This is a genomic window from Nodosilinea sp. LEGE 07088, from assembly GCF_015207395.1.
Lineage (GTDB): Bacteria > Cyanobacteriota > Cyanobacteriia > Phormidesmidales > Phormidesmidaceae > Nodosilinea.
This window is the reverse complement of the sequence record NZ_JADEWX010000167.1, coordinates 1-12,655: the sequence shown is the minus strand read 5'-3', so window position 1 is coordinate 12,655 and position 12,655 is coordinate 1. Positions and strand designations below refer to the sequence as shown.

Sequence of the window (12,655 nt, the reverse complement as noted above, 5' to 3'; positions counted from 1 at the left end):
AGATTGCCGGGCAGATGTTTGATAACGAATATGACCTGGCCATGACCGTCATTGAGGGCATGGAGGCACGTAGTAGAACCGGAGATTACCCACTGGAACGTTTTATATTTAATTGCGCCTAGCTACTTAGCCCATGGATGAAGAGGCTGCTAAGTTCTGTCATGGCGGCTGATCATCAATAAACGGCGGTAGGTCATGTAGGCTTGATAACGGCTTTGCCGGGTAGCGCGGCCCCTTTCGGGCTGAGAGTGAGCCTGCGATCGCATTCTGACCTAATCCTGTATTATTTGATAATTACTTTTTAAGAATTTCAGGATTTTTAATCGAGCTTGGGCATTTTCTACCATGACTAAAATTAAAATTGCGACGACCTCTGAGGTCAGTAGCGAAAAAGTGTTGAAAGTTAGTGCAGGCGGTCAATCTGTACTGGTGGCTGAAGTTGGTGGTCAGTACTGTGCGATCGCCAATAAGTGCCCCCACATGGGCCTTCCCATGGCTAAAGGCAAATACGAAAATGGGGTCATTACCTGCCCTTTTCACGGTTCAAAGTTTGAAATTTGCACCGGCAAAAATACCGAATGGGTCGAATCTTTCGCTGGCATTCCGCTGCCTGGCGTAGCGAAGAAAGTAGTCGCCATGGGTAAATCGTCTACTGATGTAGCGAGTTTCTCGGTCACTCAAGAGGGCGACGATCTATTTATTGACACTTAACTCGTGACTAGAGAAAAACCCCTGCCTTTCATCAGTAGAGAATTCTAACCACGGTTGGGGCGGCATCGCTTGTTTCCCTGGCTAGTCATCAGGCCATCCCTCGATCGGCGCATTGGGCAACTCTACTGGCTCCAGGCGATCGCCCAGGGGCTGCGTTAACTCTCGATCGACATCGGTGCCTGCGTTTACCATCACCATGCCAAAGGTCTGTCCCTCGCTCAGGTATTGGGCATAGCCCGATCGCAGATACAGGCTGTACTCGGGGCGACGGCCAGCATAGCGACCCACAAAGGCCAGACTGAGGGCGTTGAGGTAGCGATCGATTACCTCCGGCTGAGCCAGGCTGAGCCAGGGTAGCCCCTCCAGTAGGTTGGCCAGCCCGGCATCTAGCTCTGACAAATCGACATGGGCCTGGCCTTCGATTAGGGCCAGGGAACGGCTGTCGCTGGTGTACCACGGGAACGTGCGGAACTGCTCGAAGACCGCTGGGGTAGCGGGGTCGTGGCTGCCCGCCATCACCATCACTGGAATGGCCACCGCAGCCAGCCCCTCAGGCCCAAAGATACTGCTGCTGACAGGGTTAAATAGCATCACCGAAGTCACCCGTGGATCGCGCAAATCGTAGGGTTGGGGAGGCTGTTGTAGTGCCTGGCACTGCAACAAAAGAGACGGGTTGAGGTGCAAAAAGCGATCGCCACACACCTGCTCTAGATAGGGCAAGTTAATCTCCGCCCCCGCCACGGCCAGCGCCGTGTAGCCCCCCAGCGAATGGCCACCGACCCCGACCTGAGCCAGGTCAAGTTGGCCCCCAATCTCTGACGGGTTGAGCTGGTCGAGCTGGTCGAGCACAAAGGTGAGGTCGAGGGGGCGATCGATAAATTCCTGGGCCTCAAAAATATCCTGGGTGAGCCCAGCTTGAAAGGTGGCGACCTTTTGGGCATCGCTGCCGGGGTGTTGGGGCAGCACCACCACGATGCCGTGGGAGGCCAGGTGGCTAGCCCACTGGTGCCACGCCTCGGGGCTAGAGGAAAGCCCATGGGAAAATACCATCACCGGGGCCTGACCGCGCCACTGCTGCGGTCGCACCACATCCACATAGAGCTGACGATGGCCCCTGGGGGCCGATGCTTGACCATCGCGGCTACTATCGGTCAGATCAAAGCGCTGAATCATAACGCGGGCAGGCCCCGCAGCGGTTAAATCGGCCAGCTCGGCATAGTCGATGGGCGGGCCTTGGGCCACCTGCTCGGTACTTAGGGCTTCAAGCTGAACAATCGCGTCGGTCGTCGCCGCAATCACTCGGTCAACGGCATTGGCCACGGCCAGGGCATCGGCAACATTGATCTCCATATCGACGGGCAGGTAGCGCAACACGCTCAGCGGCGACAAGCCCTCGGGGGATGTCGCCGCCTGCACTAGCGCCGCTCGCAGTGCCAACAGGCCATTCTGTCTGCTGCGAGTCTGCACGATGGTACCCACTTGCTCTAAGAGCTCTTCCCCCAGGTCGGTGTAGAAAAACCGAGACAGCAGCACGCCATCCAGCGGTAGCGGGCGATCGAGATTACGGCGGAGCTGGTCAGTTTCGGCCTCACTCAGCCCCACCAGATCCAGGTATAGGGCCAAGTCGTCTTCAATCCGCCCCTCATTGACCAGGGCTTCGACGGAGCTAAGGCGCACCGATCGCTCCAGGGAGCCATAGCGAAAGAAAATTTCCTCGGCCGCCAGCGTCGGCAAACTGGCCAACAGACTGGTGACCAGGGCTAGAGCTATACATTGCTGCGGTCGTCGCCCTTTGAACAGTCGCCAGGCCATTGAGTCACTCCTAGGAAACGCCAAAACGCTGGAAAACTGCTCCCGTCTCTCCCAGCTCTCTGCCCCCTTACTCTACTTGAGTCGGCGGGTACGGCTGGGTGACGCGCGGCCTAGGGCCACCGCAACCGGCGCAGAATGATCATGCTAGACCCCACCACCGGATCACGGGCCACCACGACACCCTCGGGATCGCGCAGTTGCAGCGTATCCAGGCTCAGTCCCTGGGTCTGAACATAGATTGCTTGAGCCACCTTATCCTGCTGATCGGCTAACAGGCCGTACCAGACTTCGCCCAGATTGACCCCGAGGGTATTGCTGGGTAGATCGACCTCAACCGACTGAACCAGCCCAGCCTCGTAGGTGCGACTGATGCGGCTGACCTGCTCCTGAATATCGGCAATCAGGCTTTGCTCGGGAGTGGGTTCCTCCTCGGCAACGATTTCGGGAGCCGCAGGCGAGTCTGCGATTGCTGGGGCTATCTGCGTCGAAGCAGAACTATCGGCCTCCAAGCTGGGGGCCGATGAGGTCATCTCTGGTGCCGGGGTAGCCGTCACCAGTTCCTCGCTGCGACCGGCACCCAGCGGATTCCACAGCGCCAGCAACAGCATCAGCAGACCCAGGGCAATGGCGGTGAGAATTTCGTCAGACAGCTGGCGCTGGAGATTGGGGGAGAGCTGCGATCGCACCCACCGCAGCCCTTGCTTCCACAGGCCGACGCCCTCAGATAGCAGCAGCAATAGCTGATCGACCACCCCCAGTTTTTTAGGCCGATAGGGAATGTCGGTATCGGCCCAGACCCCTGCCGCTGGAGGCCTGGAGCGAGAGTTGCCCGGGTCAGCATCGGCTGCCTGCCGTCGGGAGGAATAGGCGGGCGCAGGCAGCGCATCGGAGATGGCTGGCCCATCGTCCTTGGCGGCAGCAGGCGAGTCTACCGCTGCATCCTCTGGCAGCAAAGGCGGCGCGTCTGGGGCGCGGTGATCCGCTGGGGGCTTACCCATACTGGGGGGTTCAGCTTCAGGGGTGGGAGCGCGGTTGAATGCCTCGGGTAGGGTCGTCGCATCGCTCCCTGGCTCGGCAGAGTCGGGCTCACGCGCAGGCGGAACGGGCGGAATGTCTTCGGGAAAGTTGGGGTCTTGAGATGTCATGGGTGAGCCCCCTGGCCACAGTTGCCGACGCGAGGGAAAGCCGCTGGAGCCTTTCCTTCTAAATACTGCCACGATTCGCCAGCTTCTACGGCTGCCCCCCAAAACTTTGGTGCAGAATTAGGCGGCTGCCGTCGGGGTCATAGGCATAGATTTCTCGCCCGTGGGAGGCCGTCAGCACAGAACCCGGAGGCGGATAGCCGAGCTGGGTGAGGCGCGCGATCGCAGCGTCTAAATCAGTTACCTCCAAACACAAGCTCATCGCGCCGCTGCTCGGGGCGGCAAATAAGCTAGCTTGATCGGGTTTGGGCCTAAAAATCGCCAGCCGCAGCCCCGGCAGCTGAAACTCGGCATAGCGATCGCGCTGATAGGGCTGCGCTGGTTGCCCCAGCAGCGCGCTATAAAAACCCACCAGCCCCTCAACGTCTGGACTCGCCAGGGTAATAAACGCCCTGGCACAACCCCAAGCTGATTCCGCCACAGCCATTCCCATTCCCTTTACCATTGCCCGACCCAGCGCTCCACCGGGCGGCGCTCCTGTCTTTTACCCCGGCCCTCTTCCGCTTTCACTCATCTGGCTCCCACTCTGCGGCGTATTGCAGCAGCAGCGGCGGCAACCGCAGGTCTTTAGGGGTTTTGCAGCGGGCTTCAAATACCGCCAAAATATCTTTCACAGTTGGTTTACCCTTACTGCTGCCGGTAATGCCGCTGGCGATAATCACAGCGCAGGCACCGTTGCAATCGTTCTGCCACTGTTGCCAGCGGTCAAGTAAGTCGCGATCGGCACCGCCGCTGGTTTCGTACTCGGCAAATAGGTGTAGCTCACCATCGCCCGTTTGCAACAGGCCCAGATCAAAGGCTTCGCCGCTGAAGGGATCGCTGCCGGGGTTGAAGCACACCGCCTGGACACCCTGGGCCTGCTGGAGCTGTTGAATCAGGGTTTTGGCCTTGGGGCGCGAGGTCTGAATCAGCACGATCGGCAAGTCGGAGTTGGCCGCAGCGCCATTGCGACCGGCCCGGTCGTGGCCACCCTGAAATGCGATCGCCCCCTCACTGCGCAGGGTGTTGAGCACCTGTTGCCGAAACTGAGTCAGGATAATGATGGCTCCCTCGGGCACGTAGTCATCGCGCAGTACCGGGAAATCGAGCAGGCTGTTCGGGGCATTGGCCAGGGCACCGTCGGTCTGATCGGCCAGTTCGGCGGTGACCTCCGGTAGGGTTTTGACGGTGACGTTCAGCACCGCTTTACCGCCACTCTTCTCGGGGTTGGGAATTTTGTAGCGGCCCTTGAGTGCCTTTAGCGGCGGTCTTTCGAGCTGGTCGCGGTAGCGACTCATAAACCGCTGCAGAGCCTCCATGGCCACCAAAAAAGTCGCTCCTTCTTCGTCGGCCAGCTGACTGCGCAGCCCCTCTAAAGGGTGAATGCTGCCAAAATCGGGCTGCACGGCTTCAGGCGCTGCCCCTGACCAGGCCGAGGGCATGGAGCCCAGATCTAGGGGCTCATCGTCAAACAGCTCAAAATTGAGAAACAGGCAGTCTTGTTCTAAAAACGCCTCCTGCATCTCCTTGGGTGACTGTTGCCCCATCAACACCTGCTGACGAAACTGCTTCAGCGAGTCGAGCGAGCGATACATCAACAGGCCGTACTCGACCCCTCCCATGCCCAGCATCGATACATAGAGGGTTTCGATATCCCAGGCGTTAAGCTCGATCGCCAGCACCTGCTGTTCATTGAGGGTATGCCAGGGGGCCAACTCCCATATCTCCATGGCCCGGTCGAGCATCGCCTCAGCGTAGCGGGCGGGTAGCTCAGCCTCAGTCATCTCTGCCGAATGCTGTAGAGCATGAAACAGATCGTCAATCAGGGGCAGCTCTGGGGCATAGTCGATCACAATATCGAGCCCCTGGAGGGCGCCGCGCAGATAAAACTGAATTTCGCGATCGCTGACCACAATCTTTTGAGGCCGGGCCGGGGGCAGATTGCCCTGGGGAGCTTCAATGGCCTGTAGCAGCGTGCGCACCACGGGCTCATAGCCACAGGTCGTCGGTACAATCGTGAGCCCCCGCACCGCACTGTGGCTGCTATCGACCCAGAGAATACAATCGCTGCTTTCGGTATGGCGCAGGCGCAGGCCCCCGTCATCCTCCATCAGCCCACCGACCGAGCGGCGATCGCCCTCCCATACGCTGGCTACACGGGGCAGCCGCTTCAGGCGATCGAGGGTAATACGGTTCAGTCGGGTCATGGGCTAAGGGCAACGATGGGCAAGGAGGAACTAGGGGTGGGGCCGACAGGGTGAAGGATAACTGTGGTCAGCATAGCCAAGTTTAATCACCAACGGCCCCGAACGCGCACCGACTGTCTTAGCAGTTGGGGCGACCAGAGCTTGCCCCGGGCCTGGGCAGAGTGCCCGCAGCTGAAATTTCCAGCCCTCTGATGAGGCTAGGCCCCGGCCAACCACGACCGCCAATGGCTGCCATAAACTATAAAAAATCTGGGCTGTAACCGTTCAGCCCCTAGGGGTAAAGTGTTAGATTTCAAAACAATTTAAGCTAGCCAAGCCCCGGCGCGGGCAACTCTGTTTATGATGTAGAGAAGTTGTACTTGTATTCAGAAGGTTGTAATGGCTCAAGCCACTGAACAAACCCAAGGAATCTTAATGTCGGAAACCGCTCTCCGACATGTCAAGGCGCTCCAGCAGTCCCAGGGCGGCAAAGAACTCTGCCTGCGGGTGGGGGTACGCCAGGGAGGGTGTTCTGGTATGTCCTACACCATGGATTTTGAAGATCCCTCCAATATCAACGAGCACGACGAAGTCTACGACTACGACGGCTTTCGCGTCATCTGCGACAAAAAGAGCCTGCTCTATCTCTACGGTCTCATGCTCGACTATAGCGATGCGCTGATCGGCGGTGGCTTTCAGTTCACCAACCCCAACGCCGTCCAGACCTGCGGCTGCGGCAAATCCTTCGGGGCGTAGGATGGGCACGGGTAAGACCCTTTGCCCATCCTACGGAGCGCCATTGTGTGCTTTGCTGGATATTGCTCTAGATCGATCATTCATAGACCATGACGCAAACCGTAGAGACCCTGTTCGATCAAGGCATCGAACGCTACAAGGCGGGCGAAGATCCGGCTGAGCTAATTCCAGTATTCAAAGAGGTGTGCGATCGCGCCCCCAAGAGCAGCGCCGCCTGGGCCTGCCTGGCCTGGCTTTACCTGCTCACCGACAAGCCCAACGCTGGCCTCAAAGCCGCCCAAAAAGCCGTCAAGCTCAACCCTCAAGACCCCCAGGGGCGGGTCAATCTGGCCGTAGCCATGCTCGATGCCGGTAAGCCCGGCGTGCGCGAGCATGTGGAAATTGCGGCCCAGGTCATGTCTGTAGCCGAAGACCTGCGCGCCGAAGTGATGCAGAGCATCGACGATGGCCTCACCCGCAAGCCCGACTGGAAGAGCCTGGCTCGAGTTAAGCAGTGGCTTGAGTAGGTAGTTTGTTCTAGAAACCGGGTTTCTTTTGCGCTCCACGCTGGTCAGCTGGCCATCGCAAGTAAGAAACCCGGTTTCTCTTTAACCCCCTACTGCCCGTACCAGTCTTGCCGCCACTGCTTCATCTGGTCAATTTCGGCCTGCTGAGAGGCCATGATCTCGTCGGCCAGGGCCAGGAGTTCAGGGCGGCGGCTCTTTCCCTTCAAATCTTTAGCCATTACAACAGCTCCCTCATGGTGCGGAATCATGGCGTCCAAAAAGCGGCGGTCAAAGTCATCGTCGGCCCCGCCTAAGTCCATATCCATGCGCATAGAGCCGATCATCGCCTCGTCCATCGGCATGTCGTGCTTCATTTCGGCGTGGTACATCATTGGCACATCTGGGGCGTCGGGGTACCAGGCGGCGCGCCAGGCTTTCATTTGGTCAATCTCAACCTGCTGAGAGGCGAGAATGTTTTCCGCCAGCTGGCGAATTTCGGGACGTTTAGAGTTCGCCAGAGCCGCCTCAGCCATGGCCAGCGCTCCCTCGTGGTGGGGCGTCATGCCATCGATAAAGCGCAGATCGTAATTAGCATCGGCGGGGCCCAGATCCATATCGTGGCCACTGTGTATTCTTTCGCCAGATGCTGCCGCCGCTGTGGAGGGGTCGTTATGTACAGCATCCATGGAATGGGTGCTACAGGCCGAGAGAGGCACCAGGGTGGCTAGGGCAAAAACCATAGCCAGAGGCCGTTTTAGGCGCATTATCCGTTTCCAAAGCAGAATTATCTGTTTAGGATACACACTCCAGCAGGCTATAGCGTCAAGGGATGGAGCGGATGTTGTTTCAATGCGCCTAGATTCTGTTAATTTTCTGTTACGCAAGTGAGAGGAGCGATCGCGCCCTACTGTAAATTTTGTTAACAAAGTCGAGTCTTGTTTATTTCAAATTGTGTCACCTAATCGCCCTAAGCCTTATCTAGCAAGGTTTTCTGATACAAACAGGAAAGACATCTTTGATTTTGCTTTCGTTACGTAATATTTCCTGTAGAGTCTGATGGCGGTCAGTCGCCGAGTTGACCCAATCGCTATAACTCGATCTGACCGCCATCACCGCCTACTGCCCCTGCCTTAGCCGCGAAAGGAGTTTTACTGCATGTTCACCCACGTCAAGCCCACTGTGCGCCACATTGCCCCCGACGATCTCAGCGGGCGGCGTCTGGTTAAGGTGGTCTATGTGGTTCTAGAGCCTCAATACCAGAGCTCTCTATCCTCGGCCATCCGATCGATCAACGCTAGCAATGCCCAGGTGGCCTTCGAGGTCAACGGCTACCTAATCGAAGAACTGCGCGACGCCAACAACTACGCGGCGTTCAAGCAGGATGTGGCCGAGGCCAACGTCTTCATCGCCTCGCTGATCTTTATTGAAGACCTGGCCGACAAGGTGGTCGAGGCCGTCGCCCCCCTGCGCGACCAGCTCGACGTAGCCGTCTGCTTTCCCTCCATGCCTCAGGTGATGCGCCTAAACAAGATGGGCAGCTTCTCCATGGCGCAGTTGGGCCAGTCGAAGAGCATGATTGGCTCCTTCATGAAAAAGCGCAAGGAGAAGTCGGGCGCGGGCTTTCAAGACGCCATGCTGAAGCTGCTGCGTACCCTGCCCACGGTGCTCAAGTATCTGCCGGTGGAAAAGGCCCAGGACGCCCGCAACTTCATGCTCAGCTTTCAGTATTGGCTGGGCGGGTCGCCCGAGAACCTGGAAAATTTCTTTCTGATGCTGGCCGATCGCTACGTGATCACCGACAGCGCGATCGAAGGTGCGCCCCAGGCCGAAAGCCTCGACTACGAAGCGCCCGTCACCTACCCCGACATGGGCATCTGGCACCCCATGGCCCCCACCATGTTTGAGGACATCAAGGAATACCTCAACTGGTACCGCTCCCGCCGCGATATCTCTGACGATCTTAAAGATCCCCTGGCCCCCACCATTGGCCTCGTGCTGCAGCGCACCCACCTGGTGACCGGCGACGAGGCCCACTATGTGGCGATGGTGCAGGAGTTTGAATACCTCGGAGCGCAGGTCATCCCTGTGTTCGCGGGGGGGTTAGATTTCTCTAAGCCCGTCGATGCCTACTTCTTTGACCCGGTCGACAACACCAAAACCATTGTCGATGCGGTCGTCTCCCTCACCGGCTTTGCCCTGGTGGGCGGCCCGGCCCGACAAGACCATCCCAAAGCGATTGAGACCCTAAAGCGGCTCAACCGCCCCTACATGGTGGCGCTGCCTCTGGTATTTCAAACTACCGAAGAGTGGGAAGACAGCGACCTGGGCCTGCACCCGATTCAGGTGGCGCTACAGATGGCGATTCCCGAGCTGGATGGGGCGATCGAGCCAATCGTGCTTTCTGGGCGTGACGGGCTGACCGGGCGAGCCATCTCCCTGCAAGACCGGATCGAATCCATCACCCAGCGGGCGATGAAGTGGGCCAACCTGCGCCGCAAGCCCAAGCTCGATAAAAAACTGGCGATCACCGTCTTCAGCTTCCCCCCCGACAAGGGCAACGTGGGCACGGCAGCTTATCTGGATGTGTTTGGCTCCATCTATAAAGTGCTGGAGGCGATGAAGCAGAACGGCTACGACGTGCAGGATCTGCCCGAGTCGCCCGAAGCCCTGCTCCAGGAAGTCATCCACGACGCCCAGGCCCAGTACAACAGCCCCGAGCTAAACATCGCCTACCGCATGCCCGTGCGCGAGTACCAGGCCCTGACGCCCTACGCCGAACGGCTGGAAGAAAACTGGGGGCCACCGCCAGGCAACCTGAATACTGACGGCGAAAACATGCTGGTCTACGGCAAGGCCTTTGGCAATGTGTTCATCGGCGTGCAGCCCACCTTTGGCTATGAGGGCGACCCGATGCGGCTGCTGTTCTCTCGCTCCGCCAGCCCCCACCACGGCTTTGCCGCCTACTACACCTTTTTGAACAAAATTTGGGGTGCCGATGCGGTGCTGCACTTTGGCACCCATGGATCGCTGGAGTTTATGCCCGGTAAGCAGATGGGCATGTCGGGCACCTGCTACCCCGACAACCTGATCGGCAGCATCCCCAACCTCTACTACTACGCCGCCAATAACCCCTCCGAGGCGACGATCGCCAAGCGCCGGGGCTACGCCGAAACCATCAGCTACCTCACCCCTCCCGCTGAGAATGCGGGTCTTTATAAGGGACTGAAGGAACTGAGCGAGCTAATCGGTTCCTACCAGAGCAACAAGGAGAGCGGGCGGGCGGTGCAGATCGTCAACGCCGTGATCGAAACGGCGCGAATCTGCAACCTGGATCGGGATGTAGAGCTACCCGAAGGCGACACGGTTGAACTCTCCGCCGAAGAGCGCGACAACCTGGTGGGCAAGATCTACATCAAGCTGATGGAGATCGAGTCGCGGCTGCTGCCCTGCGGACTGCACGTGGTGGGCAAGCCGCCTACTGCTGAGGAGGCGATCGCAACGCTCGTCAACATCGGCAGCCTCGATCGCGAAGAAGAGGGCATGAAGAGCCTCCAGCGCCTGATCGCTGAAAGCATTGGGCGGGATATTGATGAGGTTTATGGGAACAGCGATCGCGGCCACCTGGCCGACGTGCAGCTGCTCTACGACATCAACCAGGGCGTACGCGCCGCCGTCGCCGCCCTCGTCCACGAGCAGATCGACGCCGAAGGGCGCGTCTCTATGGTGTCGCGGCTCAACTTCCTTAACATTGGCCGCAAAGAACCCTGGATCAAAGCCCTCCACGAGGCGGGCTACACCAAGGTGGATGGCGACGCGATCAAGCCCCTGATGGAGTACCTGGAGTTCTGCCTGGAGCAAATCTGCGCCGACAACGAACTGGGCGGTCTGCTCCAGGCCCTGGAGGGCGAATACCTGCTCCCCGGTCCCGGCGGCGACCCTATCCGCAACCCCGACGTGCTGCCCACCGGCAAAAACATCCATGCGCTGGATCCCCAGTCCATCCCTACCACCGCCGCCGTGCAGTCCGCCAAGATCGTGGTGGATAGACTGCTGGAGCGCCAGCGTCAGGAAAACCATGGGGCCTACCCCGAAACCATCGCCACCGTGCTTTGGGGCACCGACAACATTAAAACCTACGGCGAATCTCTGGCCCAGATGATGTGGTTTGTGGGCGTCAAGCCCCTGCCCGACTCCCTGGGCCGGGTCAACAAGCTAGAGCTGATTCCCCTCGAAGAGCTGGGGCGCCCCCGGGTCGATATCGTCGTCAATTGCTCCGGCGTCTTCCGCGACCTGTTCATCAACCAGATGGCCCTGCTCGATCGCGCCGTGAAAATGGCCGCCGAAGCCGATGAGCCCCTGGAAATGAACTTCGTTCGCAAGCACGCCCTGGAGCAGGCCGCCGAGATGGGGATTGGCCTGCGAGAAGCCGCCACCCGCATCTTCTCCAATGCCTCCGGTTCCTACTCCTCCAACATCAACCTGGCGGTGGAAAACAGCACCTGGGACAACGAAGCCGAGCTCCAGGAGATGTACCTGAAGCGCAAGTCCTTTGCCTTCAACTCCGACAACCCTGGGGTGATGGATAGCAACCGGGGCCTGTTTGAGTCGGCCCTGAAGACCGCCGAGGCCACCTTCCAAAACCTGGACTCCTCGGAGATCTCCCTCACCGATGTCTCCCACTACTTCGACTCAGACCCCACCAAACTGGTGGCTAGTCTGCGCGAAGACGGTAAAGCCCCGGCGGCCTACATCGCCGACACCACCACCGCCAACGCCCAGGTGCGCACCCTGTCCGAAACGGTGCGCCTGGATGCCCGCACCAAAATGCTCAACCCCAAGTGGTACGAGGGCATGCTCTCCCACGGCTACGAAGGGGTGCGCGAGCTCTCCAAGCGCCTGGTCAACACCATGGGCTGGTCGGCCACGGCAGGCGCGGTCGATAACTGGGTCTACGAAGATGTCAACACCACCTTCATTCAAGACCCGGAGATGTGCAAGCGCCTGATGGATCTCAACCCCAACTCCTTCCGCCGCATGGTCTCGACCCTGCTCGAAGTGAACGGACGCGGCTACTGGGAAACCAGCGACGAAAACCTGGAGAAGCTGCAAGAGCTCTATCAGGAAGTCGAAGACCGGATTGAAGGGGTGGAATAATCCCAGCGATAGACTAACTGAAAGGGGTGGGCATAAGCCTGCCCCTTTTCGCTATAGTTGAGCAACAATCATGAAGCCGCTGTTGTGAAATGCCGATAAGAATAAACAGCTGAGAACCGAGAGAGGGATCGATTTTGATGCTGTTGCTTTAGCTATTCATCAGGGACGGATACTAGATGTCGTTGAGCATCCTAACCAGGAGAAATACCCCTCTCAAAAAATATTTGTCCTTACTATCAATCAGCTTAACGGGTGACAAGGGTACTCAACGTCATGCGGTACAGGGCTTTGAGACAATAAAGGGGACAAAAAATAGGGAGCCTCAGTGCAGCTCCCCTAAACCAATATGTTTCCTGCATCCTACCAAACC

General features: G+C 58.6%; 9 protein-coding genes. 4 read left to right on the top strand and 5 right to left on the bottom strand.

Annotation, left to right across the window (positions count from 1 at the left end; genetic code table 11):
- Window positions 1-345 precede the first annotated feature (345 nt).
- On the top strand, window positions 346-711 hold the full coding sequence (locus tag IQ254_RS25155) for a Rieske (2Fe-2S) protein (RefSeq protein WP_193968903.1): 366 nt from the start codon (window positions 346-348) through the stop codon (window positions 709-711).
- 81 nt (window positions 712-792) lie between these two features.
- Here the strand turns inward: IQ254_RS25155 and IQ254_RS25150 are convergent, their stop codons facing one another.
- The 4 genes from IQ254_RS25150 to IQ254_RS25135 all read right to left on the bottom strand — a co-directional run bounded on the left by IQ254_RS25150 (window position 793) and on the right by IQ254_RS25135 (window position 5,911).
- Entirely contained in the window at window positions 793-2,523 is a 1,731-nt protein-coding gene (locus IQ254_RS25150) for an alpha/beta hydrolase (protein WP_193968902.1), read from the bottom strand.
- 110 nt (window positions 2,524-2,633) lie between these two features.
- Window positions 2,634-3,668: a hypothetical protein gene (locus IQ254_RS25145; protein WP_193968901.1), complete on the bottom strand. Its 1,035-nt coding sequence runs from the start codon at window positions 3,666-3,668 to the stop codon at window positions 2,634-2,636.
- A gap of 85 nt (window positions 3,669-3,753) precedes the next feature.
- Window positions 3,754-4,146, bottom strand: a complete 393-nt coding sequence (locus IQ254_RS25140; RefSeq protein WP_313887564.1) for a VOC family protein — start codon at window positions 4,144-4,146, stop codon at window positions 3,754-3,756.
- Window positions 4,147-4,231: 85 nt separating this feature from the next.
- Window positions 4,232-5,911, bottom strand: a complete 1,680-nt coding sequence (locus IQ254_RS25135; protein WP_193968899.1) for a hypothetical protein — start codon at window positions 5,909-5,911, stop codon at window positions 4,232-4,234.
- Window positions 5,912-6,289: 378 nt separating this feature from the next.
- Here IQ254_RS25135 and IQ254_RS25130 point away from each other — a divergent pair, with 378 nt between their 5' ends.
- Both IQ254_RS25130 and IQ254_RS25125 read left to right on the top strand, forming a co-directional pair.
- Complete coding sequence (locus IQ254_RS25130; RefSeq protein ID WP_193968898.1) at window positions 6,290-6,646, top strand: iron-sulfur cluster assembly accessory protein; 357 nt, start codon at window positions 6,290-6,292, stop codon at window positions 6,644-6,646.
- Between the two features lie 89 nt (window positions 6,647-6,735).
- Window positions 6,736-7,152, top strand: a complete 417-nt coding sequence (locus IQ254_RS25125; RefSeq protein WP_193968897.1) for a M48 family metallopeptidase — start codon at window positions 6,736-6,738, stop codon at window positions 7,150-7,152.
- 89 nt (window positions 7,153-7,241) lie between these two features.
- Here the strand turns inward: IQ254_RS25125 and IQ254_RS25120 are convergent, their stop codons facing one another.
- A complete protein-coding gene (locus IQ254_RS25120; RefSeq protein ID WP_193968896.1) occupies window positions 7,242-7,871 on the bottom strand; it encodes a DUF305 domain-containing protein in 630 nt (209 codons plus the stop codon).
- Window positions 7,872-8,286: 415 nt separating this feature from the next.
- Here IQ254_RS25120 and IQ254_RS25115 point away from each other — a divergent pair, with 415 nt between their 5' ends.
- Window positions 8,287-12,285: a magnesium chelatase subunit H gene (locus IQ254_RS25115; RefSeq protein WP_193968895.1), complete on the top strand. Its 3,999-nt coding sequence runs from the start codon at window positions 8,287-8,289 to the stop codon at window positions 12,283-12,285.
- Window positions 12,286-12,655 lie beyond the last annotated feature (370 nt).

Excerpts from the sequence above, each read along its gene's own strand:
- IQ254_RS25155 (WP_193968903.1), top strand. The coding sequence starts at position 346 with ATGACTAAAATTAAAATTGCGACGACCTCTGAGGTCAGTAGCGAAAAA.
- IQ254_RS25150 (WP_193968902.1), bottom strand. The coding sequence starts at position 2,523 with ATGGCCTGGCGACTGTTCAAAGGGCGACGACCGCAGCAATGTATAGCT.
- IQ254_RS25145 (WP_193968901.1), bottom strand. The coding sequence starts at position 3,668 with ATGACATCTCAAGACCCCAACTTTCCCGAAGACATTCCGCCCGTTCCG.
- IQ254_RS25135 (WP_193968899.1), bottom strand. The coding sequence starts at position 5,911 with ATGACCCGACTGAACCGTATTACCCTCGATCGCCTGAAGCGGCTGCCC.
- IQ254_RS25130 (WP_193968898.1), top strand. The coding sequence starts at position 6,290 with ATGGCTCAAGCCACTGAACAAACCCAAGGAATCTTAATGTCGGAAACC.
- IQ254_RS25125 (WP_193968897.1), top strand. The coding sequence starts at position 6,736 with ATGACGCAAACCGTAGAGACCCTGTTCGATCAAGGCATCGAACGCTAC.
- IQ254_RS25120 (WP_193968896.1), bottom strand. The coding sequence starts at position 7,871 with ATGGTTTTTGCCCTAGCCACCCTGGTGCCTCTCTCGGCCTGTAGCACC.
- IQ254_RS25115 (WP_193968895.1), top strand. The coding sequence starts at position 8,287 with ATGTTCACCCACGTCAAGCCCACTGTGCGCCACATTGCCCCCGACGAT.